The sequence below is a fragment of the Paraburkholderia sp. EG286A genome (assembly GCF_040965375.1).
Taxonomy (GTDB): Bacteria; Pseudomonadota; Gammaproteobacteria; order Burkholderiales; family Burkholderiaceae; genus Paraburkholderia.
This window is the reverse complement of the sequence record NZ_JBFRCB010000013.1, coordinates 103,023-128,924: the sequence shown is the minus strand read 5'-3', so window position 1 is coordinate 128,924 and position 25,902 is coordinate 103,023. Positions and strand designations below refer to the sequence as shown.

The 25,902-nt window shown below is 63.4% G+C and carries 33 protein-coding genes; 28 read left to right on the top strand and 5 right to left on the bottom strand.

The annotated features are described in order from the left end of the window. Positions 1-10 precede the first annotated feature (10 nt). From rpmC to dsbD, 22 genes are all read left to right on the top strand, one after another. The gene (rpmC, locus tag AB4Y35_RS38870) at positions 11-205 is read left to right on the top strand and encodes a 50S ribosomal protein L29 (protein WP_028206515.1); all 195 of its coding nucleotides are present in this window, start codon (positions 11-13) and stop codon (positions 203-205) included. After that, a complete protein-coding gene (gene rpsQ, locus AB4Y35_RS38865; RefSeq protein WP_028206516.1) occupies positions 202-474 on the top strand; it encodes a 30S ribosomal protein S17 in 273 nt (90 codons plus the stop codon). The genes rpmC and rpsQ overlap by 4 nt, the downstream gene beginning before the upstream one ends. Positions 475-820: 346 nt before the next feature. Then, positions 821-1,189 carry a 50S ribosomal protein L14 gene (gene rplN, locus AB4Y35_RS38860; protein ID WP_028206517.1) on the top strand — a complete coding sequence of 123 codons (369 nt, stop codon included), beginning with the start codon at positions 821-823 and terminating at the stop codon, positions 1,187-1,189. A gap of 9 nt (positions 1,190-1,198) precedes the next feature. Next, complete coding sequence (rplX, locus tag AB4Y35_RS38855; protein WP_069268212.1) at positions 1,199-1,507, top strand: 50S ribosomal protein L24; 309 nt, start codon at positions 1,199-1,201, stop codon at positions 1,505-1,507. Positions 1,508-1,523: 16 nt separating this feature from the next. Next, entirely contained in the window at positions 1,524-2,063 is a 540-nt protein-coding gene (rplE, locus tag AB4Y35_RS38850; protein WP_069268213.1) for a 50S ribosomal protein L5, read from the top strand. 7 nt (positions 2,064-2,070) lie between these two features. Further along, positions 2,071-2,376: a 30S ribosomal protein S14 gene (gene rpsN / locus AB4Y35_RS38845; protein WP_069268214.1), complete on the top strand. Its 306-nt coding sequence runs from the start codon at positions 2,071-2,073 to the stop codon at positions 2,374-2,376. Between the two features lie 14 nt (positions 2,377-2,390). Further along, positions 2,391-2,786: a 30S ribosomal protein S8 gene (gene rpsH, locus AB4Y35_RS38840; RefSeq protein WP_027819345.1), complete on the top strand. Its 396-nt coding sequence runs from the start codon at positions 2,391-2,393 to the stop codon at positions 2,784-2,786. Positions 2,787-2,804: 18 nt separating this feature from the next. Beyond that, complete coding sequence (gene rplF / locus AB4Y35_RS38835; protein ID WP_133186304.1) at positions 2,805-3,335, top strand: 50S ribosomal protein L6; 531 nt, start codon at positions 2,805-2,807, stop codon at positions 3,333-3,335. Between the two features lie 12 nt (positions 3,336-3,347). Then, positions 3,348-3,713, top strand: coding sequence for a 50S ribosomal protein L18 (rplR, locus tag AB4Y35_RS38830; protein WP_027819343.1), 366 nt, complete (start codon positions 3,348-3,350; stop codon positions 3,711-3,713). A gap of 14 nt (positions 3,714-3,727) precedes the next feature. Continuing rightward, a complete protein-coding gene (gene rpsE / locus AB4Y35_RS38825) occupies positions 3,728-4,246 on the top strand; it encodes a 30S ribosomal protein S5 (protein WP_028206522.1) in 519 nt (172 codons plus the stop codon). A gap of 11 nt (positions 4,247-4,257) precedes the next feature. Beyond that, a complete protein-coding gene (rpmD, locus tag AB4Y35_RS38820; protein ID WP_010106952.1) occupies positions 4,258-4,440 on the top strand; it encodes a 50S ribosomal protein L30 in 183 nt (60 codons plus the stop codon). A gap of 30 nt (positions 4,441-4,470) precedes the next feature. Beyond that, positions 4,471-4,905: a 50S ribosomal protein L15 gene (rplO, locus tag AB4Y35_RS38815; protein WP_028206523.1), complete on the top strand. Its 435-nt coding sequence runs from the start codon at positions 4,471-4,473 to the stop codon at positions 4,903-4,905. Positions 4,906-4,964: 59 nt separating this feature from the next. Beyond that, positions 4,965-6,311 carry a preprotein translocase subunit SecY gene (secY, locus tag AB4Y35_RS38810; RefSeq protein ID WP_028206524.1) on the top strand — a complete coding sequence of 449 codons (1,347 nt, stop codon included), beginning with the start codon at positions 4,965-4,967 and terminating at the stop codon, positions 6,309-6,311. Between the two features lie 8 nt (positions 6,312-6,319). Next, positions 6,320-6,538, top strand: coding sequence for a translation initiation factor IF-1 (infA, locus tag AB4Y35_RS38805; protein WP_004521905.1), 219 nt, complete (start codon positions 6,320-6,322; stop codon positions 6,536-6,538). Between the two features lie 21 nt (positions 6,539-6,559). Then, positions 6,560-6,676: a 50S ribosomal protein L36 gene (rpmJ, locus tag AB4Y35_RS38800; protein WP_027819338.1), complete on the top strand. Its 117-nt coding sequence runs from the start codon at positions 6,560-6,562 to the stop codon at positions 6,674-6,676. Between the two features lie 35 nt (positions 6,677-6,711). Beyond that, entirely contained in the window at positions 6,712-7,077 is a 366-nt protein-coding gene (gene rpsM / locus AB4Y35_RS38795) for a 30S ribosomal protein S13 (RefSeq protein WP_028213337.1), read from the top strand. A 28-nt stretch (positions 7,078-7,105) separates the two neighbouring features. Beyond that, positions 7,106-7,510, top strand: a complete 405-nt coding sequence (gene rpsK / locus AB4Y35_RS38790) for a 30S ribosomal protein S11 (RefSeq protein WP_006052224.1) — start codon at positions 7,106-7,108, stop codon at positions 7,508-7,510. A gap of 163 nt (positions 7,511-7,673) precedes the next feature. Continuing rightward, the gene (rpsD, locus tag AB4Y35_RS38785; RefSeq protein WP_368691426.1) at positions 7,674-8,297 is read left to right on the top strand and encodes a 30S ribosomal protein S4; all 624 of its coding nucleotides are present in this window, start codon (positions 7,674-7,676) and stop codon (positions 8,295-8,297) included. Between the two features lie 124 nt (positions 8,298-8,421). Beyond that, positions 8,422-9,399 (top strand): DNA-directed RNA polymerase subunit alpha, encoded by a 978-nt coding sequence (gene rpoA / locus AB4Y35_RS38780; RefSeq protein ID WP_254337073.1) that lies wholly within the window; start codon positions 8,422-8,424, stop codon positions 9,397-9,399. A gap of 128 nt (positions 9,400-9,527) precedes the next feature. Continuing rightward, the gene (gene rplQ / locus AB4Y35_RS38775; RefSeq protein WP_027797304.1) at positions 9,528-9,920 is read left to right on the top strand and encodes a 50S ribosomal protein L17; all 393 of its coding nucleotides are present in this window, start codon (positions 9,528-9,530) and stop codon (positions 9,918-9,920) included. A 248-nt stretch (positions 9,921-10,168) separates the two neighbouring features. Further along, positions 10,169-10,480 (top strand): divalent-cation tolerance protein CutA, encoded by a 312-nt coding sequence (gene cutA, locus AB4Y35_RS38770; protein ID WP_211254093.1) that lies wholly within the window; start codon positions 10,169-10,171, stop codon positions 10,478-10,480. Continuing rightward, on the top strand, positions 10,473-12,440 hold the full coding sequence (gene dsbD / locus AB4Y35_RS38765; protein WP_368708574.1) for a protein-disulfide reductase DsbD: 1,968 nt from the start codon (positions 10,473-10,475) through the stop codon (positions 12,438-12,440). The genes cutA and dsbD overlap by 8 nt, the downstream gene beginning before the upstream one ends. A gap of 103 nt (positions 12,441-12,543) precedes the next feature. Here dsbD and hemB read toward each other — a convergent pair whose 3' ends face one another. Further along, the gene (gene hemB / locus AB4Y35_RS38760; protein WP_028206531.1) at positions 12,544-13,542 is read right to left on the bottom strand and encodes a porphobilinogen synthase; all 999 of its coding nucleotides are present in this window, start codon (positions 13,540-13,542) and stop codon (positions 12,544-12,546) included. Between the two features lie 395 nt (positions 13,543-13,937). Continuing rightward, on the bottom strand, positions 13,938-14,597 hold the full coding sequence (gene yihA, locus AB4Y35_RS38755) for a ribosome biogenesis GTP-binding protein YihA/YsxC (RefSeq protein WP_368691428.1): 660 nt from the start codon (positions 14,595-14,597) through the stop codon (positions 13,938-13,940). Between the two features lie 238 nt (positions 14,598-14,835). Between yihA and AB4Y35_RS38750 the strand changes: the two genes are divergently transcribed. The 5 genes from AB4Y35_RS38750 to msrQ all read left to right on the top strand — a co-directional run bounded on the left by AB4Y35_RS38750 (position 14,836) and on the right by msrQ (position 21,144). After that, a complete protein-coding gene (locus AB4Y35_RS38750) occupies positions 14,836-15,510 on the top strand; it encodes a cytochrome c (protein ID WP_368708573.1) in 675 nt (224 codons plus the stop codon). A 164-nt stretch (positions 15,511-15,674) separates the two neighbouring features. Beyond that, on the top strand, positions 15,675-17,912 hold the full coding sequence (locus AB4Y35_RS38745; RefSeq protein WP_368708572.1) for a cytochrome c biogenesis protein ResB: 2,238 nt from the start codon (positions 15,675-15,677) through the stop codon (positions 17,910-17,912). A 46-nt stretch (positions 17,913-17,958) separates the two neighbouring features. Further along, on the top strand, positions 17,959-19,203 hold the full coding sequence (ccsB, locus tag AB4Y35_RS38740; protein WP_368708571.1) for a c-type cytochrome biogenesis protein CcsB: 1,245 nt from the start codon (positions 17,959-17,961) through the stop codon (positions 19,201-19,203). Positions 19,204-19,410: 207 nt separating this feature from the next. Beyond that, a complete protein-coding gene (gene msrP, locus AB4Y35_RS38735; RefSeq protein WP_368696492.1) occupies positions 19,411-20,412 on the top strand; it encodes a protein-methionine-sulfoxide reductase catalytic subunit MsrP in 1,002 nt (333 codons plus the stop codon). Positions 20,413-20,424: 12 nt separating this feature from the next. Next, on the top strand, positions 20,425-21,144 hold the full coding sequence (gene msrQ / locus AB4Y35_RS38730; protein WP_368708570.1) for a protein-methionine-sulfoxide reductase heme-binding subunit MsrQ: 720 nt from the start codon (positions 20,425-20,427) through the stop codon (positions 21,142-21,144). A 77-nt stretch (positions 21,145-21,221) separates the two neighbouring features. On the opposite strand, the gene lysA is transcribed toward msrQ, so the two are convergent. Both lysA and AB4Y35_RS38720 read right to left on the bottom strand, forming a co-directional pair. After that, positions 21,222-22,493, bottom strand: coding sequence for a diaminopimelate decarboxylase (gene lysA, locus AB4Y35_RS38725; RefSeq protein WP_368696494.1), 1,272 nt, complete (start codon positions 22,491-22,493; stop codon positions 21,222-21,224). 9 nt (positions 22,494-22,502) lie between these two features. Then, positions 22,503-22,862, bottom strand: a complete 360-nt coding sequence (locus AB4Y35_RS38720) for a lipoprotein (RefSeq protein WP_368691435.1) — start codon at positions 22,860-22,862, stop codon at positions 22,503-22,505. A gap of 35 nt (positions 22,863-22,897) precedes the next feature. On the opposite strand from AB4Y35_RS38720, the gene cyaY reads away from it, so the two are divergent. Continuing rightward, entirely contained in the window at positions 22,898-23,215 is a 318-nt protein-coding gene (gene cyaY / locus AB4Y35_RS38715; RefSeq protein WP_028206540.1) for an iron donor protein CyaY, read from the top strand. Between the two features lie 84 nt (positions 23,216-23,299). Here the strand turns inward: cyaY and AB4Y35_RS38710 are convergent, their stop codons facing one another. Continuing rightward, the gene (locus tag AB4Y35_RS38710) at positions 23,300-25,735 is read right to left on the bottom strand and encodes a penicillin-binding protein 1A (RefSeq protein ID WP_368708569.1); all 2,436 of its coding nucleotides are present in this window, start codon (positions 25,733-25,735) and stop codon (positions 23,300-23,302) included. Between the last annotated feature and the right edge of the window lie 167 nt (positions 25,736-25,902).

Sequence of the window (25,902 nt, the reverse complement as noted above, 5' to 3'; positions counted from 1 at the left end):
GGAGTGATTGATGAAGGCATCTGAACTTCTTCAGAAAGACAAGGCCGCGCTCGACAAAGAGCTGTCGGACCTCTTGAAGGCGCAATTCGGCCTGCGCATGCAACTCGCGACCCAGCAGCTCACGAACACGAGCCAGCTGAAGAAGGTTCGTCGCGACATCGCACGTGTGCGGACCGTCCTGACTCAGAAGGCGAACCAGAAATGAACGAAAGCGTGAAAACCTCGCTTAAGCGGACGCTGGTCGGCAAGGTCGTCAGCAACAAGATGGACAAGACGGTCACCGTCCTGGTCGAGCGCCGCGTCAAGCACCCGATCTACGGCAAGTACGTCGTGCAGTCGAAGAAGTACCACGCTCACGACGAAGCGAACACGTACAACGAGGGTGACCTCGTGGAAATCCAGGAAACCCGTCCTCTCTCGAAGACGAAGGCCTGGACCGTGTCGAAGCTGATCGAAGCAGCACGCGTCATCTAAAAGTGGCGCAACACCCCGGGGAGCAACTTCCCGGGGTGTAGAAGTAATTGAAATCGCTGAAGATTTCGCTTGCTAGACCAAGATTATCGAGTTATAGTCTTGGTCTTCCCTCTTTATGGGTTTGCTGTTGGCAAAGCGGCAGGCGGAAATAGGTGGGGAAGCAGATCCGGACGCCAGTCCGGGTTAGCAAGATTCACCGGAATGCGATGGCCGGTTTCGTTTGCCGTCGCTGCTGTTCTTACCCAAGCAGCTGAGCGGTCGTTCTAGTGGCGGCGCGGCTGACGGGACCAAGACTGACCGGATGTGCCATGGTGGCGCGACCGGATTAAGTTGGGAAAGATAAACCATGATCCAGACCGAAACTCGGCTTGAAGTAGCCGACAACACGGGTGCACGTGAAGTCCTGTGCATCAAGGTGCTCGGCGGCTCGAAGCGTCGTTATGCCAGCATTGGCGACATCATCAAGGTGAGCGTCAAGGAAGCAACGCCGCGCGGGCGCGTAAAGAAGGGCGAAATCTACAACGCTGTTGTGGTTCGCACTGCGAAGGGCGTGCGCCGTCAAGACGGCTCGCTGATCAAGTTCGATGGCAACGCCGCCGTGCTTTTGAATACCAAGCTTGAGCCGATCGGCACCCGTATCTTCGGGCCGGTTACGCGTGAGCTGCGTAGCGAACGATTCATGAAGATCGTTTCGCTGGCGCCGGAAGTGCTGTAAGGAGCCGCGATGAACAAGATTCGCAAGGGTGACGAAGTTATCGTCGTTACCGGCAAAGATAAGGGCAAGCGCGGCGTCGTGCTGGCCATCGGCGAAGAGCGCGTCACTGTCGAAGGCATCAACATCGCGAAGAAGCATGTGAAGCCGAACCCCATGAAGGGTACGACGGGTGGCGTGGAAGCCAAGGCAATGCCGCTGGCTATCTCGAACGTCGCACTGGTCGACGCGAACGGTAAGCCGTCGCGCGTGGGCATCAAGGTCGAAGGGGACAAGAAGGTTCGTTTCCTGAAGACGACCGGTGCTGTTCTGAGCGCCTGACGCTGCGGAGTAAAAAATGGCACGTTTGCAAGAATTTTATAAAGAGAAGGTCGTTCCTGGCCTGATCGAGAAGTTCGGTTACAAGTCGGTCATGGAAGTGCCGCGCCTCACCAAGATCACCCTGAACATGGGTGTTGGTGAAGCCGTCGCTGACAAGAAGGTCCTCGAGCACGCCGTTGGCGACCTCACGAAGATCGCCGGCCAGAAGCCCGTCATCACGAAGTCGCGCAAGGCAATCGCCGGCTTCAAGATTCGCGAAGGCTACCCGATCGGCACGATGGTTACGCTGCGTGGCAATGCCATGTACGAATTCCTGGACCGTTTCGTGACGGTTGCGCTGCCCCGCGTGCGCGACTTCCGTGGCGTGTCGGGCAAGGCATTCGACGGCCGTGGTAACTACAACATCGGTGTGAAAGAGCAGATCATTTTCCCCGAAATCGACTACGACAAGATCGACGCGCTGCGTGGGCTGAACATCAGCATCACGACGACCGCGAAGACCGACGAAGAAGCAAAGGCACTGCTCGCCGGCTTCAAGTTCCCGTTCAGAAACTGAGGTTACCGTGGCTAAACTGGCACTGATCGAACGTGAAAAGAAGCGCGCTCGTCTGGCAGCGAAATTCGCGCCGAAGCGCGCAGCGCTGAAGGCGATCATCGACGACCAAAGCAAGTCGGAAGAAGAGCGCTATTCGGCTCGCCTGGAACTGCAACAACTGCCCCGCAACTCGAACCCGACTCGCAAGCGTAACCGCTGCGCGCTCACGGGTCGTCCGCGTGGCACGTTCCGCAAATTCGGTCTCGCACGTAACAAGATTCGTGAAATCGCGTTCCGTGGTGAGATCCCTGGCATCACCAAGGCGAGCTGGTAATAGGAGAAACATAAATGAGCATGAGTGATCCTATCGCCGATATGCTGACTCGCATCCGCAATGCGCAGATGGTCGAGAAGGTTTCGGTTGCTATGCCCTCGTCGAAAGTGAAGATTGCGATTGCGCAGGTTCTGAAGGACGAAGGCTATATCGACGACTTCGCGGTGAAAACCGAAGGTGCGAAGTCGGAATTGAACATCGCGTTGAAGTACTACGCTGGCCGTCCCGTTATCGAGCGCATCGAACGCGTCTCGAAGCCGGGTCTGCGCGTGTACCGCGGCCGCAACGACATTCCGCAGGTCATGAACGGCCTGGGCGTTGCGATCGTGTCGACGCCGAAGGGTGTGATGACGGACCGCAAGGCGCGCGCTACTGGCGTCGGCGGCGAAGTTATCTGCTACGTCGCTTAAGGCCTAAGGAGAAGAAACATGTCTCGAGTAGGTAAGAGCCCGATCGCGCTGCAAGGCGCAGAAGCGACGCTCAGCGACGAGAAGATTACCGTCAAGGGCCCGCTGGGTACGATTTCGCAAGCTGCGAACCGCCTCGTGAAGGTGGTGAACGACAACGGCACGCTGAAGTTCGAGCCGACCGACGAAAGCCGCGAAGCCAATGCGATGTCGGGCACGATGCGCGCGATTGTCGCGAACATGGTGCAAGGCGTGACGAAGGGTTTCGAGCGCAAGCTGACGCTGGTTGGCGTTGGTTATCGTGCTCAAGCGCAAGGCGACAAGCTGAATCTGTCGCTGGGTTTCTCGCACCCCGTGGTGCACCAGATGCCGGAAGGCGTGAAGGCCGAAACCCCGTCGCAAACGGAAATCGTGATCAAGGGGATCGACAAGCAACAAGTTGGCCAGGTCGCTGCGGAAGTCCGCGGCTACCGCCCGCCGGAGCCCTATAAGGGCAAGGGTGTGCGCTACGCCAACGAGGTTGTGATCCTCAAAGAAACGAAGAAGAAGTAAGGGTGCGCAATCATGGATAAGACTCAATCTCGCCTGCGCCGCGCTCGTCAGACGCGTCTCAAGATCGCTGAGCTGCAGGTCGCGCGTCTGGCCGTGCATCGCACGAACACGCACATCTATGCACAAGTGTTCTCGCCCTGCGGCACCAAGGTGCTGGCCAGCGCGTCGACGCTCGAAGCTGAAGTGCGTGCGCAACTGGCTGACCAGTCGGGCAAGGGCGGCAATGTCGCCGCGGCCTCGCTGATCGGCAAGCGTATCGCAGAAAAGGCTAAGGCCGCCGGCATCGAATCCGTCGCCTTTGACCGCTCGGGTTTCCGCTATCACGGCCGCGTCAAGGCGCTGGCTGATGCTGCGCGCGAAGCCGGGCTCAAGTTCTAAGGAAGGAATTCGTCATGGCAAAGATGCAAGCGAAAGTTCAGGCTGACGAACGCGACGACGGCCTCCGCGAAAAAATGATTTCGGTCAATCGCGTGACCAAGGTCGTGAAGGGTGGCCGTATTCTCGGCTTCGCCGCACTGACCGTGGTTGGCGACGGTGATGGCCGCGTCGGTATGGGCAAGGGCAAGTCGAAGGAAGTGCCCGTTGCTGTCCAGAAGGCGATGGAACAAGCTCGCCGCAACATGTTCAAGGTGCCCCTGAAGAACGGCACCCTGCAACACGAAGTGCACGGCAAGCACGGCGCATCGGTCGTCCTCCTCGCTCCGGCGAAGGCAGGTACGGGCGTGATCGCCGGCGGCCCGATGCGCGCAGTGTTCGACGTGATGGGCGTGCAGAACGTCGTGGCCAAGAGCCACGGTTCGACGAACCCGTACAACCTCGTTCGTGCCACGCTGGACGGTCTGCGCAAGCAGTCGACCCCGGCTGACATCGCGGCGAAGCGCGGCAAGTCCGTCGAAGACATTCTGGGCTAAGGGTGGGCACCATGTCTGAAAAAACTGTCAAGGTTCAGCTCGTCAAGAGCCTGATTGGGACCCGCGAAACGCACCGTGCCACTGTGCGCGGTCTCGGCCTGCGCCGCCTGAACTCGGTCTCCGAGCTGCAGGACACGCCGGCTGTGCGCGGCATGATCAACAAGGTCTCGTACCTCGTTAAGGTCATCGGCTAAGCGGTCGACCAAAGACTCCAGGAGTTGAAAATGGAATTGAATAACCTGAAGCCGGCAGAAGGCGCGAAGCACGCAAAGCGTCGCGTCGGCCGCGGCATCGGCTCCGGCCTCGGCAAGACCGCTGGCCGTGGTCACAAGGGTCAGAAATCGCGTTCGGGCGGCTTCCACAAGGTCGGCTTCGAAGGCGGTCAGATGCCTCTGCAGCGTCGTCTGCCGAAGCGTGGCTTCACCTCGCTGACGAAGGAATTCGTCGGTGAAGTGCGGCTCGCCGACATCGAGAAGCTGCCGGTCGACGAAATCGATCTGCTGGCTCTCAAGCAGGCAGGCCTCGTGGGCGAACTGACCCGCAGCGCGAAGATCATCGCCACCGGCGAGATCAAGCGCAAGGTCGTCGTGAAGGGTCTGGGTGCGACGAAGAATGCGCGTGCTGCGATTGAAGCAGCAGGCGGTTCTTTTGCCGAGTGATTGTGAGTGGTGCGTGCGGGCTTGCCCGCCGTCACTAGCATCTGCATCGGAGAAGCTACTTGGCTAACAGCCCGAGTCTCGCAAAAACCGGTCGCAGCGCTCCGAAGTTCGGCGACCTGCGCCGGCGTGCAGTGTTCCTGCTGCTGGCGTTGGTCGTTTATCGTATCGGCGCGCATATTCCGGTTCCGGGTATCGATCCGGACCAACTGGCGAAGCTCTTTCAGAGCCAGTCGGGCGGCATCCTTGGCATGTTCAACATGTTCTCGGGTGGCGCACTGTCTCGGTTCACGATCTTCGCGCTGGGTGTGATGCCGTATATTTCGGCGTCGATCATCCTGCAGCTGATGGCGATCGTCTCGCCGCAGCTGGAAGCGCTGAAGAAGGAAGGGCAGGCTGGACAACGCAAGATCACGCAGTACACGCGGATCTTCACGGTGGTGCTGGCGACGTTTCAGGCGTTCGGCATCGCGGTCGCGCTGGAAAACCAGCCTGGCCTCGTGATCGATCCGGGCATGGTGTTCCGCTTGACGACGGTCGTGACGCTCGTAACGGGCACGATGTTCCTGATGTGGCTTGGTGAGCAGATCACGGAACGCGGGCTTGGCAACGGTATCTCGATCATCATCTTCGGCGGGATCGCGGCAGGCTTCCCGAATGCGCTCGGTGGGCTTTTCGAACTGGTTCGCACCGGCTCGATGAGCATCATCTCGGCGATCATCGTGGTCGTTCTGATCGCAGCCGTGACTTACCTGGTGGTGTTCATCGAACGCGGCCAGCGCAAGATCCTCGTGAACTATGCGAAGCGCCAGGTCGGTAACAAGATTTACGGCGGGCAGTCGTCCCACCTGCCGCTCAAGCTGAACATGTCGGGTGTGATTCCGCCGATCTTCGCGTCGTCGATCATCCTGTTCCCGGCAACCATCCTGAACTGGTTCAGTTCGGGTTCGCGAACCGGCTGGTTTGCGGACACGCTGCACAACGTGGCCGAAGCCCTCAAGCCTGGCCAGCCCGTGTACGTGTTGCTGTACGCGTTGGCGATCGTGTTCTTCTGCTTCTTCTACACCGCACTGGTGTTCAACAGCAGGGAAACGGCCGACAACCTGAAAAAGAGTGGCGCGTTCGTACCTGGCATCCGTCCGGGCGATCAGACGGCACGCTATATCGACCGCATCCTCACGCGTCTGACGCTGGCCGGTGCGATCTATATCGTGTTCGTTTGCCTGCTGCCGGAGTTTCTGGTGCTGCGCTGGAATGTGCCGTTTTATTTTGGTGGAACGTCGCTGCTGATCATTGTCGTCGTCACAATGGACTTCATGGCGCAGGTGCAGTCGTACGTGATGTCGCAACAATATGAATCGCTGCTCAAGAAGGCCAACTTCAAGGGCGGCGGCGTCCCGATGCGTTAAAAGGACCTATGGCCAAAGACGATGTAATCCAGATGCAAGGCGAGGTGATCGAAAACCTCCCCAACGCGACCTTCCGGGTGAAGCTGGAAAACGGCCATGTCGTTCTGGGACATATTTCCGGAAAGATGCGGATGCACTACATCCGCATCCTCCCGGGCGACAAGGTGACGGTTGAGTTGACGCCTTACGATCTGTCGCGTGCGCGGATCGTGTTCCGGGCGAAGTGATTTAGGAAAAAGGGTAATATCATGAAAGTGATGGCATCGGTAAAGCGCATTTGCCGCAACTGCAAAATCATCAAGCGCAACGGCGTCGTTCGCGTGATCTGCAGCTCGGACCCGCGCCACAAGCAGCGCCAAGGCTGATTAGCGCGCTTGCGCTTTTTGTTTGAGGAAAAACAATGGCTCGTATTGCAGGGGTTAACATCCCGAACCACCAGCACACCGAAATCGGCCTGACGGCAATTTTTGGTGTTGGCCGCACGCGTTCGCGCAACATCTGCGTGGCCGCCGGTGTGCCGTTCAACAAGAAGGTCAAGGACCTGAACGACGCGGATCTGGAAAAGCTGCGTGAGGAAGTGGGCAAGTTTGTCGTCGAAGGCGATCTCCGCCGTGAAGTGACGATGAACATCAAGCGCCTGATGGACCTCGGCTGCTACCGCGGCGTGCGCCATCGCAAGGGCCTGCCCCTGCGTGGCCAGCGTACGCGTACCAACGCACGTACGCGTAAGGGTCCGCGCCGCGCAGCACAGTCGCTGAAGAAGTAAGCGGAACTGAAAGTTACAGGAAAACGTAATGGCTAAGGCTTCGAACAACTCCGCGGCGCAACGCGTTCGCAAGAAGGTTAAGAAGAACGTCGCCGAGGGCGTGGTTCACGTTCACGCGTCGTTCAACAACACGATCATCACGATCACCGACCGTCAAGGCAACGCGCTTGCCTGGGCAACGTCGGGCGGTCAGGGCTTCAAGGGTTCGCGTAAGTCGACGCCCTTCGCAGCTCAGGTCGCAGCTGAATCGGCTGGCCGTGTTGCAATGGAATACGGCGTCAAGAACCTCGAAGTGCGTATCAAGGGCCCCGGCCCGGGTCGCGAATCGGCGGTGCGCGCGCTGCATGGTCTTGGCATCAAGATCACCGCGATCTCCGACGTTACGCCGGTCCCGCACAACGGCTGCCGTCCGCCGAAGCGCCGCCGTATCTAAGGCGTCGTTTTAGCCGAACGCCTGAGCCGCCGGAAACGGCGACCCAGGCTCTCGGCGTTATTGAATTGACTAAGCCCACCGTTCGGTTCAAAGAGCCGGACTAGCGCGAAGGCCGGGTTTTCCCGTTTAGCCCTCGCGTGATCAATTATCGAAGGAAAGCAACGTGGCACGTTATATCGGCCCGAAGGCCAAGCTGTCCCGCCGTGAAGGCACCGACCTCTTCCTGAAGAGCGCACGCCGCTCGCTCGCCGACAAGTGCAAGCTCGACAGCAAGCCGGGTCAGCACGGCCGCACCTCGGGCGCCCGTACGTCCGACTACGGCACGCAGCTTCGCGAAAAGCAAAAAGTGAAGCGTATCTACGGCGTGCTCGAGCGCCAGTTCCGCCGCTACTTCGCGGAAGCTGACCGCATCAAGGGCAACACCGGCGAAAACCTGCTGCAACTGCTCGAATCGCGTCTCGACAACGTCGTGTACCGCATGGGCTTCGCTTCGACCCGCGCTGAAGCGCGTCAGCTCGTGGGCCACAAGGCTCTCACGGTGAACGGCGTCGTTTCGAACATCCCGTCGATGCAAGTGAAGGCTGGCGACGTCGTCGCGATTCGCGAAAAGGCGAAGAAGCAGGCGCGTATCGTCGAAGCCCTCTCGCTCGCAGAGCAAGGCGGCATGGCAAGCTGGGTGTCGGTCGACGCGAAGAAGTTCGAAGGCACGTTCAAGGGCATGCCTGAGCGCAGCGACATCGCTGGCGACATCAACGAAAGCCTGATCGTCGAATTGTATTCGCGGTAATCGGATTGACGGCCGGGGTAACCTCTGTGCTTCGCGCAGGAGGCGGCCTCGGCCGTTTTTTTCAGGTTGTTGCCATCTCAGCCTTATCGGTGTAACGAGCCGAGGGTATTGAAAAGGAAAACCTATGCAAACCAGTTTGTTGAAACCCAAGATCATCGCTGTGGAATCGCTCGGCGACAACCACGCGAAAGTGGTCATGGAGCCGTTCGAACGCGGTTATGGCCACACCTTGGGTAACGCGCTCCGGCGCGTGCTGCTGTCGTCGATGGTGGGCTACGCGCCGACCGAAGTGACGATCGCAGGCGTCGTGCACGAATACTCGACGCTCGATGGTGTGCAAGAGGATGTGGTCAACCTGCTGCTGAACCTGAAGGGTGTTGTTTTCAAGCTGCATAACCGTGACGAAGTGACGGTTACGCTGCGCAAGGAAGGCGAAGGCGTTGTCACCGCTGGCGACATCGAACTCTCGCACGACTGCGAAGTGATCAACCCGGATCACGTGGTTGCGCATCTGACGAAGGGCGGCAAGCTCGACGTGCAGATCAAGATCGAAAAGGGCCGTGGCTACGTGCCGGGCAACGTGCGCCGTTACGGCGACGAGTCGGCCAAGATCATCGGCCGCATCGTGCTGGACGCGTCGTTCTCGCCGGTTCGCCGCGTGAGCTACGCCGTGGAAAGCGCGCGTGTCGAACAGCGTACCGACCTCGACAAGCTCGTGATGAACATCGAAACCAACGGCGTGATCTCGCCTGAGGAAGCGATCCGCCAGTCGGCCCGCATCCTCGTGGATCAGCTGTCGGTGTTCGCGGCGCTGGAAGGCACGGAAACGGCCGCGGAAGCGCCTTCGCGCGCCCCGCAGATCGACCCGATCCTGCTGCGTCCGGTGGACGATCTCGAACTCACGGTTCGCTCGGCGAACTGCCTGAAGGCCGAGAACATCTACTACATCGGCGATCTGATCCAGCGCACCGAGAACGAACTGCTCAAGACCCCGAACCTGGGTCGCAAGTCGCTCAACGAGATCAAGGAAGTGCTCGCTTCGCGCGGTCTCACGCTCGGCATGAAGCTCGAAAACTGGCCGCCGGCTGGTCTCGACAAGTAAGAAGTCTGGCACGGACGCGGATTTTCCTTTAAAATCCGCGTCTTGCCTTTTTCACGTACCGGCCCGTGCCTCGATAGTTGCGAGGCGATAGAAGAGCTGGACCAAAACTTTGTTTCAAGGAAATTGAAATGCGTCACCGTCATGGTCTGCGGAAACTGAACCGCACGAGCAGCCACCGTCTGGCAATGCTCCGTAACATGTCCAACTCGCTCATCGAGCACGAAGTCATCAAGACGACGCTGCCGAAGGCGAAGGAACTCCGTAAGGTTGTCGAGCCCCTCATCACGCTGGGCAAGAAGCCGTCGCTCGCAAACCGTCGTCTGGCGTTCAACCGCCTGCGCGATCGTGACTCGGTCACGAAGCTGTTCGACGTGCTCGGTCCGCGTTTCGCGAACCGTCCGGGCGGCTACCTGCGTATCCTGAAGTTCGGTTTCCGTGTTGGCGACAACGCACCGATGGCACTGGTCGAACTGCTCGACCGTCCGGAAGTCGCGGAAGAGAACGTCCAGGAAGCGGAATAAGCTTTCCGTCGCTCGATCCCCGGATTGAGCGGCATGCGAAAAAGCCAGGCCTAGCCTGGCTTTTTTGTTTTCGGGCGCGGATGAAATCGCGTCGAACCGTGTTTGCCGGTTGCAGTCCCCTTTTGCCACACGGTGCACGAGAGAAGCCGATCGGCGCCGATGGTACGATTACGTTCTGCCCCGAAGCCCGTTTGCCGTCGCACGCGGGCACCACGCCGGAGATCGTCGTGACCCTCAATGTGACCCTGATGCTGACTACGGTGCCCGACGAGGGCACCGCCGAAACGCTCGCCGCCGGGGCGCTCGCGCAGCGCCTCGCCGCGTGCGTGACGCGCCTGGGCGCCGTCCACTCGCAGTATCACTGGCAGGGCAACATCGAGTCGGGCAACGAGATCCAGCTGCTCTTCAAGACGAGCCTCGCCCGCGCGGCCGAGCTCGAACAGTTCATCCAGACCCAGCATCCCTACGAGACGCCCGAGATTCTCTCGTGGCAAGCCACGGCGTCGAATGCCTACGGGCAATGGGTCAATGCCGAGACTCAGCGCACCCTTCATGTCTAACCGCTTCGATCGGCGCTCGCGCGCCGCGCCGTACGCTTCGCTGTCCGGCTTTCTCCTGCTCGTCTGCGCTCTGCTGCCGATGCTGTTTGGTGCGTCGCTCGCGCGTGCGGCCGACGACGACTTCCTGCCGCCCGACCAGGCCTTCACGTTCAGCGCGAGCGAAGCGCCGGGCATGGTCGACGTGCACTTCAAGATCGCCGACGGCTACTACATGTACCGCGAGCGCTTCGCGTTCGCCGCGCGCAACGGCTCGGCGCAGCTCGGCGAGGCGCAAATCCCGCCCGGCCATGTGAAGTTCGATCCGACCTTCCAGAAGAATGTCGAAACCTATCGGGGCGAGCTGACGATCCGCGTGCCGGTGCAAAAGGCGAGCGGTCCGTTCGATCTCGCGGTGACGTCGCAGGGCTGCGCAGATGCGGGCATCTGTTATCCGCCCGCGGAACACGTGTTCCACGTGAGCGGCGCGGCTTTGCAGGCCGCTACGCCCGCCCAGAGCCCCGTGCCGGGAGCAGCAAGCCCGACGCCCGCGCCCCAGCCGCAGACGAGCGCAGCGCCCGCAGCGGGCGACACCGGGGAGCCGTGGTACGAGCGCGCCACGAGCGCGGACTACGCGCAATCGCTGCTGCAAGGCGGCGGCTTTTTCGCCGTGGTCGGCCTGTACTTCGTGGCCGGCATGGTGCTGAGCCTCTTGCCGTGCTCGTACCCGATGATCCCGATCCTCTCGGCGATCATCGTCGGCGAGGGCGCCCGCGTCACGCGCTCGCGCGGCTTCGCGCTGTCGTTCGTCTACGTGCTCGGCATGGCGCTCGTCTACACGGTGCTGGGCATTGCCGCTGCGCTGGTCGGCCAGAGCCTTGGCGCATGGCTGCAGAACCCGTGGGTGCTGGGCGTGTTCGCGGTGCTCCTCACCGCGTTCGCCGTCATGCTGATCGCGGGCTACGACATCGCGCTGCCGCAGCGCTGGCAGGACGGCGCCTCGCGCGCCACCCAGGGCCGTTCCGGCGGCAAATTCGCCGCCGTCGCCGTGATGGGCGCGCTTTCCGCGCTCGTGGTCGGCGCCTGCATGACCGCGCCGCTCTTCGCGGTGCTGGCGTTCATCGCACACACGGGCAACGCCGTGCTCGGCGGCGCGGCGCTCTTTGCCATGGGCCTGGGCCTTGGCGTTCCGCTGATGATCCTCGGCCTCGGCGCGGGCTCGCTGCTGCCGCGTGCGGGTACGTGGATGGATGGCGTGAAGGTGTTCTTCGGTGTCGTGCTGCTCGCGGCCGCGCTGTGGATCGTTTGGCCGGTGCTCGGCGCCACCGCGCAGATGCTGCTTGCCGCCCTCTGGCTGCTGCTCGCGGCCGCCGCGCTCGGGCTGTTCACGCCGAACGCGGGTGCGGCCAACGTCTGGCGGCGCCTCGGGCGTGGTCTCGGCGCCGCGTTCGCGATCTGGGCCGCGACGCTGATCGTCGGTCTGGCGGCGGGTTCGACCGATCCGCTGCGCCCGCTTGCGGTGCTGGCCGCGCGCGTGGGCGGCGCGAGCGATGTTGCCGCTGCAGGCGCGGCGCAGACCGCCGGCGCCGGCGAAGCGAACGCATTGGTCTTCGCACCCGTGCGCTCGCCCGCGCAGCTCGACGCGGCGCTCAAGACTGCGGGCAAGCCGTCGATGCTCGACTTCTACGCCGACTGGTGCGTGAGCTGCAAGGAAATGGAGAAGTTCACGTTCAGCGACCCGCGCGTGCAGGCGCGCCTCGCGGAGCTGGGGCTGTTGCGCGCCGATGTGACCGCCAACAATTCGGACGACCAGGCACTGCTCAAGCGCTTCGGCCTCTTCGGACCGCCGGGCATCATCTTCTTCGATACGCAAGGGCGCGAAGTGCTGCGCGTGGTCGGCTACGAGAATGCCGACCGGTTCCTCGCGCGCCTCGATCGCGTGGCGGCGCCGGCGCCGCAGACGCCGGCAGCGCCATCGACCTGATTGGCCGGATCGGCGGCATTGCGCGTGTGTGAGAACGCGCATCGGCCCAAAAGCAAAAGGCACGTCCGTGGACGTGCCTTTTTTCATGGGACGTGCCCAGCGCTTACTTCTGTGCGCGCAGCAAACGTGCGGCGTCGAGCGCGAAATACGTGAGGATGCCGTCGGCGCCCGCGCGCTTGAACGCGAGCAGCGATTCCATCATCACCTTGTCGTGATCGAGCCAGCCGTTTTGCGCGGCTGCCTTGAGCATGGCGTACTCGCCGCTCACCTGGTACACGTAGGTCGGAAAGCGGAATTCGTCCTTCACGCGGCGCACGATGTCGAGGTACGGCATGCCGGGCTTCACCATCACCATGTCGGCGCCTTCCTCGATGTCGAGGCGCACTTCGCGCAGCGCCTCGTCGGAGTTCGACGGGTCCATCTGGTAGGTCATCTTGTTGCCCTTGCCCAGATTCGACGCCGAGCCCACGGCGTCGCGGAACGGACCGTAGAACGCCGAAGCGTATTTGGCCGAGTACGCCATGATGCGCGTGTGGATGTGGTTCTCGCTTTCGAGCATCTCGCGGATCGCACCGATGCGCCCGTCCATCATGTCCGAAGGCGCGACGATATCGACCCCGGCTTCCGCCTGTGCACGGGCCTGCGCGACGAGGATCTCGATGGTCTCGTCGTTGATGACGTAGCCGTTCTCGTCGAGCACGCCGTCCTGGCCGTGGCTCGTGTACGGGTCGAGCGCGACGTCGCACAGCACGCCGAGGTCGGGGAAGCGCTTCTTCAGTTCGCGCACGGCGCGCGGAATCACGCCGTCGGGGTTCGTCGCCTCGATGCCATCGGGCGTCTTGAGCGCCGGATCGACGACGGGGAAGAGCGACAGCACCGGAATGCCGAGTTCGACGCACTGTTCGGCGACGCCCATCAGCAGATCGATCGACACGCGTTCGACGCCAGGCATCGACGGCACGGCTTCGCGCACGTTGTTGCCCGCAATGACGAATACGGGGTAGATCAGGTCGTTCGTGGTGAGGAGGTTTTCGCGCATCAGACGGCGCGAGAAATCGTCACGTCGCATGCGGCGCGGACGATGATGCGGATAGAAGCTCATGTCGGCGGATATCTTGAAACGGGATGGGTCCCGGGGCGCAGGAAACTTTTCGGGACAATGGTATATCATACCGATCGAGCGAGGCGCCTGGCGCCGAGCTCCCCGCTTCTCCTCCCTGAGCGGGTGCCTGTCGTTTTTCGATAAGGCTGTTTAACCCGCCGGAAACCACGGCGGGTTTTTTTATGTGCGCCGGAAGGGACGTAGCAAGACCCGCGGCGCAGGCCGGAAAGGGCGCTTATGCCCGGCGTTGGCGTGGTCTGCGTGCGCTAGCGCACATAACGCGGCAGATGCCGCGCCGGCCTTGCGAAAAGATCTGATGAATGCGCGTGAAAAGCCCGACAGTGTGGGCTTTTGCATGATCGAGAGCCGGCCTGAAGCGACTGGCCCGAGGGGCGTTACTCCGCTTGCGCGTCGGTTTCGCCGACAGATGCCTGCGGCACGATCCAGCTCTCGATCACGGCGTGCGCCTCGTCGAGCCCCACGCGCTTGAGCGCCGAAAAGAGCTGGGCGCTCAGCTTCCCTTCGTAGCCTTGCTTGCTGTACTCGTCGAACGCCTTGTTGGTCGTGCGCAGCGCGAGCACGCTTTCCTGACGCGTCAATTTGTCGCACTTCGTAAGGAGTGCGTGAATCGGTTTGCCCGTCGGCGCGAACCACTCGATCATGCGGCGGTCGAGGTCGGTGAGCGGGCGGCGGGCGTCCATCATCAGGATGAGGCCGGAGAGTTGCGCGCGCGTTTGCAGATAGAGCGAAAGCAACTGCTCCCAGTGCGCCTTCGCGGCGGCCGGCACTTCGGCGTAACCGTAGCCGGGCAGGTCGACGAGATAGCCCGCCGGTTCGTCGGCGGGGCCGACCGAGAAGTAGTTGATATGCTGGGTGCGGCCCGGCGTCTTCGAGGCGAAGGCGAGCCGCTTCTGGTTGCACAGCAGATTGATGGCGGTGGACTTGCCGGCGTTCGAACGGCCGGCGAACGCTACCTCGGGCCGCGCCGTAGCGGGCAGGTCGCGCAGATGGTTCACCGTCGTGAAGAAGCGGGCTTGGTGCAGCAGGAAGGCCATCGGAAAAGGACCACAATGTGAGACAACGCGGCGGGTGGCCCGCCGGGCCCGGACGCGCCCGGGATGGATTCTGGGATATCGGGGGCAGGCCCGACTGGCGCCGTGGCGCCTTGCGCGCTATTGTACAATGCGATGGTTTACTGAATACCAGCGAGGCCAGCGCGGGCCTTTCGAGGTAGATCGGTCGCTGTCGTACATTGCAGAACCTGATTCCCACAAGACGAAACAAGGTGCGCGAATGAATCGACTGGGCAAGTGCTTGAAGGTGTTCGAGAGTGCGATAGCGTCAGGTCTTACAGCAGGTTTATTCATGGTGGCGGGGCAGGCAAACGCGGCGGATCAGGGAACGCCGGCCAAGCCCGACGTCGCCCGGGGGCAAGCCATTGCCGCGCAGGTCTGCGCGGCCTGTCACGCGGCCGACGGCAACAGCACCGGCGGCGCGTATCCCAAGCTCGCCGGCCAGCACGCCGACTATCTCGTCAAGCAACTCAAGGACTTCAAACCGCAGCCCGGCGGCAAGCCGGCGGCGCGCGCAAACCCCATCATGGCCGGCTTCGCTGCCGCGCTGTCAGACCAGGATATGATCAACGTCGCAGCCTGGTTCTCCTCCCAGACACCCAAACCCGGCTACGCGCGCGACGCGAAGACCGTGCCGTTCGGCCAGTCGATCTGGCGCGGCGGCATCGCCGACAAGGGCGTACCGGCCTGTGCGGCGTGCCACGGACCTACGGGCCAGGGGATTCCGATCCAGTTTCCGCGCCTCTCGGGCCAGTGGTCGGAATATATCGTTGCACAGCTCAATGCTTTCCAGCAGGGCACGCGTAACAATAACGATCCGATGCGCACCATCGCGCACCGGCTCTCGGACGACGAGATCAAGGCCGTTGCCGATTACGCGGCCGGCCTGCATTGAGCGCAGCAGGTTTGCCGCGCGGTTGATCAGCAGTTCCACGGCGCGGCCGGCCGGAAAACAAGAAAAGGGTGAGGGCGTCGTCACGCTGACGGCGCGCCTGCACCCTTTTTTGCTGTAGCGCCTGTTCGGCAAGAAAGCAGCAAGAGCGAAAAAGCGGAGTTTGAATGAGCGTCACCACGCAGGGTTTGCAGTTGAATGTTCGCCAGAAGGCGGTGAGGAGCGCCGTCGAGCTGATCAGCTCGATGCGCTTCGCGATTGCACTGCTCGTCGTGCTCGCCATTGCGAGCATCATCGGCACGGTGCTCACGCAGGACGACCCGTACCCGAACTACGTCAACCAGTTCGGCCCCTTCTGGGCCGACATCTTCCGCTCGCTGAGCCTCTACACGGTCTACAGCGCGTGGTGGTTCATGACGATCCTCGGCTTTCTCGTGGTGTCGGTTTCGCTGTGCGTGATCCGCAACGCGCCGAAGATGCTCGCGGACATGAAGAGCTGGAAGGACAAGGTCCGCGAAGGCAGCCTGCGCGCGTTCCATCACAAGGGCGAGTTCGCGGTGGAGGGCGGCTCGCGCGAGCAAACGGCCGCCACGCTCGGCAAGCTGGCGGGGCGCATGGGCTACCGCTTCGTCACGCGCGAGAGCGAGGGCGCCACGCTCATCGCGGCCAAGCGCGGAGCGCTCACCAAGATCGGCTACATCTTCGCGCACCTCGCGATCGTGATCATTTGCCTCGGCGGCCTGCTCGACAGCAATCTGCCGATCAAATTCCAGATGTGGCTGTTCGACAAGACGCCGATCCGCAGCAACGCAGTCATCAACGACATTGCGCCCGAGCACCGTCTCTCGCAGTCGAACCCGACCTTCCGCGGCTACGCCTGGGTGCCCGAGGGCCAGTTCGTCTCCACGGCCATCCTCAACCAGCCCGACGGCTCGCTGATCCAGGACCTGCCGTTCTCCATCCAGCTCAACAAGTTCATCGTCGATTACTACTCGACCGGCATGCCCAAGCTGTTCGCGAGCGACATCGTCGTGATCGACCACAAGACGGGCCAGCGCGTTCCGGCGCGCATCGAGGTGAACGAGCCGTTCGAGTACGACGGCGTGTCGATCTATCAGTCGAGCTTCCAGGACGGCGGCTCGCAGATGTCGATGACGGCGTGGCCCATGTCGGGTGCGAGCGCGAAGCACTTCCCGTTCGGCGGCACGATCGGCAATTCGGCGCCGCTCGCGGTGCCCGCTGGCCAGACGGTGCCGGGCGTGGACGGGCAGACGATCGAATTCGCGGACTTCCGCGCGATCAACGTCGAGAACATCTCGAACGGCAGCGGCGCGAACGACGCGCGCGGCGTGGCGCACCAGTCGCTCAAGGAAGCGTTCGACGAGCGCCTCGGCTCCGGTGCGAAGAGCTCGAAGCCGCTCGACCTGCATAACGTCGGCCCCTCGGTGCAGTACAAGGTGCGCGACAAGAACGGCCAGGCGCGCGAGTACAACAACTACATGCTGCCCGTGGACGTGGGCGGCGGCGATCGCATGTTCCTCGCGGGCATGCGCGAGAATCCCGACGATCCGTTCCGCTACCTGCGTATTCCCGCCGACAGCGGCGGCACGCCGAAGGAGTGGATGATGCTGCGCGCGGCCTTCGAGGACCCCGCATTGCGCGTGCAGGCCGCGAAGCGTTTCGCCGCGCGCTCGGTCCCCGATTCGAACCGGGAGCTGCAACAACATCTCGAGGACAGCGCCGAGCGCGTCTTGACCCTGTTCGCGGGCTTGGATGCCCCGCAGGCAGGTGCTGCGGGCGCTGCAGGCGCCGCTGGCGGCTTCCAGGCCGTGGCCGCGTTCATCGACAAGTCGGTGCCGAAGGAGCAGCAGGAAAAGGCGGCGAGCCTCCTGCTGCGCATGCTCGAGGGTGCGACATGGGACCTCTGGCAGCTCGCGCGCGAGCAGGCCGGCGAGCCCGACCTGAAGCCCGATGCCGACGCCGCGCGCTTCGTGCAGGACTCGATCAACGCAATTTCCGACAGTTTCCTGTATGGATCGCCTGTCTATCTACAGCTCGATTCATTCAAGCAGGTGCAAGCTTCGGTATTTCAGTTGACGCGCGCGCCGGGCAAGAAAGTCGTGTATCTTGGCAGCCTGTTGCTCGTGCTCGGCATCTTCTCGATGTTCTACGTGCGTGAGCGGCGTCTGTGGTTCTGGCTGAAGGACCGGAAGGGTCGGGACGGTCAGGACCACGGCGTCGACGTCATCATGGCGATGTCGACCGCCCGCCGTACCCTCGACTTCGAGAAGGAGTTCGCCCGTACCCGCGACGCGGTCGGCCGTGCGCTAGGCGCGGCGCCGCAAACCGGCACCACGAACGATGCGGGCGACACGAACGGCAGCGGCACGGACCGTGCGCCCTGATCCACGCACGCGATTACAGCCACTCACGATCAACACCGGTAAGCCCATGGACTTGTCTCAGGTTTCCTCCTCCGCGAAGGCCCGCCGCGCCGAACGTGCGCAGGTGGCCAATGCCGCTGTGGCGCACGGCGCCGCGACTGCCCGCGATCCCCTCGCCGACGTCCTGTTCGACGAACGCCCTTTCCTGCGCCGCCTGACGGTGGTGGACTGGCTGTTCGCGCTGGCGCTCGTGGCGGGCGCGGGCTTCGCGCTCTCGCGCTACCACACGCACATGAATTACTACGACAAGCTGGTGCTGTGCGGCACGACGCCGGCGCTCGTCGTGCTGGGCTGGCGCTGGAAGCCGGCGCGGCTGCTCATGGCCGGTATCGCGGTGCTCGCGCTGTTCGCGATCCAGATCTATCAGGGCGACCTCGCGCGCGCGGACCAGGCGTTCTTCCTCAAGTATTTCCTCTCCAGCCAGTCGGCCATCCTGTGGATGAGCGCGCTGTTCGTGCTCGCCACGCTGTTCTACTGGATCGGCCTGCTCTCGCGTTCGCCCTCGGGCGGCTCGATCGGCTCGAAGCTCACGTGGGCGGCAGTGCTCATGGGCTTCGTCGGCCTGATGGTGCGCTGGTACGAGTCCTACCTCATCGGCGCGGACGTCGGTCACATTCCCATCTCGAACCTCTACGAAGTGTTCGTGCTGTTCAGCCTCATCACCGCGCTCTTCTATCTGTATTACGAAAGACACTACGACACGCGTGCGCTCGGCGCGTTCGTGCTGCTCGTGATCAGCGCGGCCGTGGGCTTCCTGATGTGGTACTCGATCTCGCGCGACGCGCAGCAGATCCAGCCGCTCGTGCCCGCATTGCAGAGCTGGTGGATGAAGATCCACGTGCCCGCGAACTTCATCGGCTACGGCAGCTTCGCGCTTTCGGCCATGGTGGGCGTGGCGTACATCATGAAAGAGCGCGGCGTGCTGGCGGACCGCCTGCCCGCGCTCGAGGTGCTCGACGACGTCATGTACAAGTCGATCGCCGTGGGTTTTGCGTTCTTCACCATCGCGACCATTCTCGGCGCGCTGTGGGCCGCGCAGGCCTGGGGCGGCTACTGGAGCTGGGACCCGAAGGAAACCTGGGCGCTGATCGTGTGGCTCAACTACGCCGCCTGGCTGCACATGCGCCTCATGAAGGGCCTGCGAGGCGGCGTGGCGGCCTGGTGGGCGCTCACCGGGCTGCTCGTCACGACCTTCGCGTTCCTCGGCGTGAACATGTTCCTTTCGGGCCTGCACAGCTACGGCAAGCTGTAACCGAATCGGCCCGCAAGACGAATTAACCGTCGGATGCCTCGCGCTCCGACGGTTTTTTTTTCGTCCGCCGGGAAGTTTTCTGCGAATTGCGCGTTTGCCCGCTTGAGGTCATCCAGTCGATCCACGTCGTGCACAGCACGCCAGGACGGGTCGAGATACGATCAATGTGCTGGCGGCGCACGCCACGCAAGAAGCAGGAGCAGCGATATGTGGATCAAGCGGAGCAGCAGGATCTTGCTCAACGGCGACGACATCCCCGCGAGCGAAATCACGCCGCAAAAGGTGTACGAACAGCGCCGGCGCATTCTGCGGGCCGCGGGCGCGCTCGCGCTCGGCGGCATTGCGGGGCCGTTCGGTGCAACGCAGGCGCTTGCGGAATACGCCCCCGGCGACCCGAAGGCGCAGAAGCTCGCCGCGCAGACGAACACGAAGTTCGTCGCGCTCGACAAGGTCACGCCCTACAAGGACATCACGACCTATAACAACTTCTACGAGTTCGGCACGGACAAGGGCGATCCGGCTCAAAACGCGCACACGCTGCGGCCGCGCCCGTGGAAGCTGAGCGTCGAGGGCGAGGTGAAGAACCCGAAGGTCTACGACATCGACGAGATCCTCAAGCTCGCGCCGCTCGAAGAGCGCGTGTACCGGCATCGTTGCGTCGAGGGCTGGTCGATCGTCGTGCCGTGGATCGGTGTTTCGCTTTCCGAACTGATCCGCCGCGCGCAGCCCACGGGCAACGCACGCTACGTGCAGTTCATCACGCTCGCCGACCCCTCGCAAATGCCGGGCCTCGCCGAGCCGATTCTCGACTGGCCGTATTCCGAAGGCCTGCGCATGGATGAAGCGATGAATCCGCTCACGCTGCTCACGGTCGGCCTCTACGGCCAGGTGCTGCCGAACCAGAACGGCGCGCCCGTGCGCGTGATGGTGCCGTGGAAGTACGGCTTCAAGAGCGCGAAGTCGCTGGTGAAGATCCGCTTCGTCGAGAACCAGCCGCCCACGAGCTGGAACAAGTACGCGCCGAACGAATACGGCTTTTATTCGAACGTGAATCCGAACGTCGATCACCCGCGCTGGAGCCAGGCCACGGAGCGGCGCATCGGCGAGGACGGCTTCTTCCAGCCCAAGCGCAAGACGCTCATGTACAACGGCTACGGCGACCTCGTCGCGTCGATGTATCAGGGCATGGATCTGCGCAAGAACTTCTGAGCAACGAGCTAGATGGAGCGAGAGATGGAATCGACGACGACACCACAGGCTGCCGCGCGCGTGGGGGCGGGCCAGGCGCGTCCTGCGCGAAAAGCGGGGAGCGTGACGGGTCCGCGCTGGCTGCCGTGGGCGAAGGTGGCGGTGTTCGTCGCGGCGCTGTATCCGCTCGCGCGCCTCGTGCTGTTCGGCTTCACGGACGGGCTCGGTGCGAATCCGATCGAGTTCATCACGCGCTCCACGGGCCTGTGGACGCTGGTGTTCCTCTGCATCACGCTCGCGGTCACGCCGCTGCGACGACTCACGGGCTGGAATACGCTGGTCCGCTTTCGGCGCATGCTGGGCCTCTTCGCGTTTTTCTACGCGACGCTGCACTTCACGACCTACATCTGGTTCGACAAGTGGTTCGACGTCGCCGCGATGCTCAAGGACGTGGGCAAGCGGCCGTTCATCACGGTGGGTTTCGCGGCGTTCGTGCTGCTGATTCCACTCGCCGTGACGTCCACGCGCGCGATGGCGCGCCGGCTCGGACGCCGCTGGCAGACGCTGCATCGGCTCATCTACGCGATCGGCGTGCTGGCGATCCTGCACTTCTGGTGGATGAAGGCGGGCAAGCACGACCTCGTGCTGCCCAAGCTCTACGGCGCGATCATGCTGGCGCTGCTCGGCTGGCGCGTGGCCGTGTGGCTGCTGGCGCGCTGGCGTGCCGCGCGCGCGGGGGCGGGCGCCGCGTAGGTGCATCGCGCGCAGGCAGGCAAACAAAAAGCGACGCCGTAGCGTCGCTTTTTTTTATGGGCGTGCGAACGAAAGACTCAGTCCGGCAGCACGCGTTCACTCGCGAACAACTGCGCCACGCTTTCGCGCTCGCGCGCGAGATGCACGCGTTTGCCGTCGACCATCACCTCGGCGGCGCGTGCACGCGTGTTGTAGTTCGAGCTCATCACGAAGCCGTAGGCGCCCGCGGAGCGGATCGCGAGCACGTCGCCCGGTTCGATCGCGAGCGAGCGGGCGCGGCCCAGCCAGTCGCCGCTTTCGCACACCGGGCCGACCACGTCGTAGGTCTGCGGCGCCGACTGGCGCGCAACGACCGGCTCCATCGCGTGATACGCGTCGTACATGGCGGGACGGGCGAGGTCGTTCATCGCGGCGTCGACGATCGCGAAGTTCTTTTCCGAGCCCGGCTTGAGGAACTCGACCGTAGTGAGCAGGATGCCCGCATTGCCCACGAGCGAGCGGCCCGGCTCGAAGTACACCTCGCGCGTCTTGCCCGTTTTCGCGCCATACGCCTCGATGCGGTCGAGCACCGTGCGCACGAACTCGCCGATATCGGGCGGCGTTTCGTCGTCGTAGGTGATGCCGAGGCCGCCGCCCACGTCGATGTGGCGGATGCTCACGCCGTCGGCTTCGATCTGGTCGACGAGTTCGAGCAGCTTGTCGATGGCGTCGAGATACGGCGCGATTTCGGTGATCTGCGAGCCGATGTGGCAGTCGATGCCGACCACGTCCAGGTGTGCCATGGCCGCGGCGGTGCGATAGGTCGCGCGCGCTTCCTCGAACGCCACGCCGAACTTGTTCGCCTTGAGGCCGGTGGAAATGTACGGGTGCGTTTTCGGATCGACGTCCGGGTTCACGCGCAGCGAAACCGGCGCCTTCTTGCCGAGCTGGCCCGCCACGTCGTTGAGGCGGTCGAGTTCGGGAATCGACTCGACGTTGAAGCACTTCACGCCCGCTTCGAGCGCCTCGCGCATTTCGCCAGCGGTCTTGCCGACGCCCGAGAACACCACGTCCTCTGCCTTACCGCCTGCCGCGAGGACGCGGGCGAGCTCGCCCGCCGAAACGATGTCGAAGCCCGCGCCTTCGCGCGCGAACACGTTGAGCACGGCGAGGTTGCTGTTCGCCTTGACCGCGACGTGCACCTTGGCGCGGCGGCCGGCGCAGGCGTCGGCGTAGGCGTGCCATGCGGCGGTGAGTGCCGCGCGCGAATACACATAAAGCGGCGTGCCGTACTGTGCGGCGAGATCTGCGGCCGGGACGCCTTCTACGAAGAGCGTGCCGTTATCGCGATGAAAAGCGGACTGGGTCATGCGAGTGTTTTACTGGGTTGGCGTGGCGTCGGAAGCCGGTTGTGGGCTGCCGGTGGTCGCGGGCGGGGTGCCGAGTTCGGTGTCCGGGGACAACGACAGCGGCGTGCCGGAGGTGTCCGGAATCGTGCCAACCGGTGCCGATGCCGATTCGGGCGCACTTGCGGGCGCGCCTGCAGGCGTCGCGCCGGTTTCCGGCTGCGTGGTTTCGAAATTGGGCTTGGGCGGAAGCGGCGGCACGGTGGGCATGTAGAGCGCGCCGCGCTGGCCACAGCCTGCGAGCGCGACGGCGCCGATCGCAAAAGCCGCTAGAATCGCGCGGGGCGTCCATGCGCTGGGGGCCGCTGCGCGCGTCCGGGAAATGACACGCATAATTGTCCCTGAATGAATAACCGGTGGAGTTTAGCATGCCAGACAATGACTACCTGAGCCGCGCGGAGGCCGTGCTGGCGGCCGTAGAGCGCGCCGTGGACGAGGCCGAAGCGGACATCGAACTGGAGCGCAGCGGCAACGTTCTGACGCTCGAATTCGAGAATCGCACGAAGATCATCGTGAACTTGCAGCCGCCGATGCGCGAAATCTGGATCGCGGCGAAGGCAGGCGGTTTCCACTATCGCTTCATCGATGGCGAATGGCGCGACACGCGCACGGGCACCGAATTCTTCTCGGCGCTCACGGCGTATGCAACGGAGCAGGCGGGCGAGCCGGTACGGTTCGAGCCATAAGTTCGCAAGCGTGAGTTCGTAAAAGAAACGGGCGCCAGTCGAAAGACTGGCGCCCGTTTTTCATTGCCACCGTTGCCGCGAGCCTCAGTGCCCGCGGAACAGATTCATGATGTCTTCCTTCTCCTTCGCGTTCACGTGCTCCGGGGCGGGCGCGGCGCCCGCATCGTCCGCGCCCGATGCGCCGCTCGCCGACGCCTCGAGCGCCGCCTGACTGATGCCCACGGTCGAGACGAAGCCGTGGCCCGGCGTGGCGTCGGCGTAGTAGAGCTCGTCGCCGAGCGTGACGATGCCGTCCGGCATCGCCATTCTGTACTCGGGCACGCCGTTGAGCGCCTTCTGCATGTAGTCGATCCAGACCGGCAGCGCGAGACCGCCGCCCGTTTCCTTGTCGCCGAGGCTGCGCGGATTGTCGTAGCCGATCCACGCGATCGCGGCCAGCGTGTGCTGATAGCCCGCGAACCACGCGTCGCGCGAGTCGTTGGTCGTGCCGGTCTTGCCGCCCAGGTCGGTGCGCTTGAGGGCGTTCGACTTCGCGCCCGTGCCGCGCTGCGCGACGCTCTGCAAGAGGCTGTTCATGATGTACGCGTTGCGCGGGTCGATCGCGCGCGGCGCGTTCTGCTCGGCCACGAGCGGCTGCGCCTGGGCGACCACCATGCCGCGCTGGTCGGTGACCTCGGCGATCAGATACGGATTCACGCGATACCCGCCGTTGGCGAATACCGAGTAGCCGGCGGCCATCTGCAAGGGCGTGACGAGACCCGCGCCGAGCGCCATCGGCAGGTAGGCGGGATGCCGGTCGGCGTCGAAGCCGAAGTGCGTGATGTACTGCTGCGCGTACTTCGTGCCGATGTGGTTGAGGATGCGGATCGACACGAGGTTCTTCGACTTCATGAGCGCCGTGCGCATGCTCATCGGGCCGTCGAAGCCGCCGCCATAGTTCTTCGGCTCCCACGGCTGGCCGCCCGTTTCGGCGGCGCTGAAGAAGAGCGGCGCGTCGTTGATGACAGTCGCCGGCCCGAGCCCCTTGTCGAGCGACGCCGAGTAGATGAACGGCTTGAAGCTCGAACCCGGCTGGCGCCACGCCTGGGTGACGTGGTTGAACTTGTTCTTGTTGAAGTCGAAGCCGCCGACGAGCGCGCGGATCGCGCCGTCCTGCGGCACGATCGAGATAAACGCGCCTTCGATTTGCGGCAGCTGCGTGATCGACCACTCGCCCGCGTTGTTGCGCGCGAGGCGGATGATGGCGCCGGGCCGGATCTTCTGCGACGGCTGCGCGCGCGCGGAGAGCGCGAACTGCGCGAAGCGCAGCCCGTCGCCGGTGATGCTCGTGGTGTTGCCGTCCATGAACGTGACCCGCACTTCCTTCGGGCTCGCCGCGGTCACGACCGCCGCCACGAGTTCACCGTTGTCGGGGTGCTCCACGAGCGCGTCGTCGATGGCCTGCTCGCGCTCGTCGCTGTCCGTGGGCAGGTCGATGAACGCCTCGGGCCCGCGATAGCCGTGGCGTCGCTCGTAGTCCATCAGCCCCTTGCGCAGCGCGCGATAGGCGACGTCCTGGTCGGCGGAGTCGATGGTGGTGACGACGTTCAGTCCGCGCGTGTACGCCTCCTCGTGGTACTGCGCGTACATCATCTGGCGCACCATTTCCGCGACGTACTCGGCGTGGACGCTGAATTCCTTGCCCGCGCCCTTGACGACGAGCGGCTGCGCCGCGGCCTCGTCGTACTGCTGCTGGGTGATGTAGTGCAGCTCGAGCATGCGCTGGAGAATGTACTCCTGGCGCACTTTCGCCCGCTTCGGGTTGACGACCGGGTTGTAGGCCGACGGCGCCTTGGGCAGCCCGGCCAGCATCGCGCACTCGGCGAGCGTGAGGTCCTTCAGATCCTTGCCGAAGTACACGCGCGCGGCGCTCGCGAAGCCATACGCGCGCTGGCCCAGATAGATCTGATTCATGTACACCTCGAGAATCTGATCCTTCGAGAGCTTCGACTCGATCTTGTAGGCGAGCAGCATCTCGTAAATCTTGCGCGTGTAGGTCTTTTCGCTCGAAAGGAAGAAGTTGCGCGCCACCTGCATAGTGATCGTGCTGGCGCCCTGGGTGGCGTGGCCATTGGTGAGCGCGACGAAGCCCGCGCGCGCGATGCCGGCGAGATCGACGCCGCCGTGATCGTAGAAGCGCGCGTCTTCGATGGCCAGAATGGCCTTCTTGAGGTTGTCGGGCACGTCCCTGAAATGGACGATGTCGCGCCGCTCCTCGCCGAATTCGCCGATCAGCACGTGGTCGCGCGTGTAGATGCGCAGCGGCACCTTCGGGCGATAGTCGGTGAGCGCCTCGAGCGACGGCAGGTTGGGCGTCGCCACGACGAGCGCGTAGCCGAGCACCAGCGCGACGCACACCACGCCGGCGAAGATGAGGCCGAAAAAGGCGATCAGCAGCGTGGCCCACCACGGGCGCTTGCGCCGCCGGGGCGGCTCGGGCGGCGTGGAAGGCGGTACGGACGAAGGAAGCTGATCTTGCATACGAACACCAGAAAAACGGTCCCGCGATTATAGCCGCCGCTCGCTCACGGGCTTTCGAGATGCTTACATGGACGGCGCATGCGAGCACGCAACCCGCTGTTTCTGTCGACGCGTCTGCTGACGCTTATTGCTGATATCCGCACTGTAGACGCGCCCCTCGCGCGTGG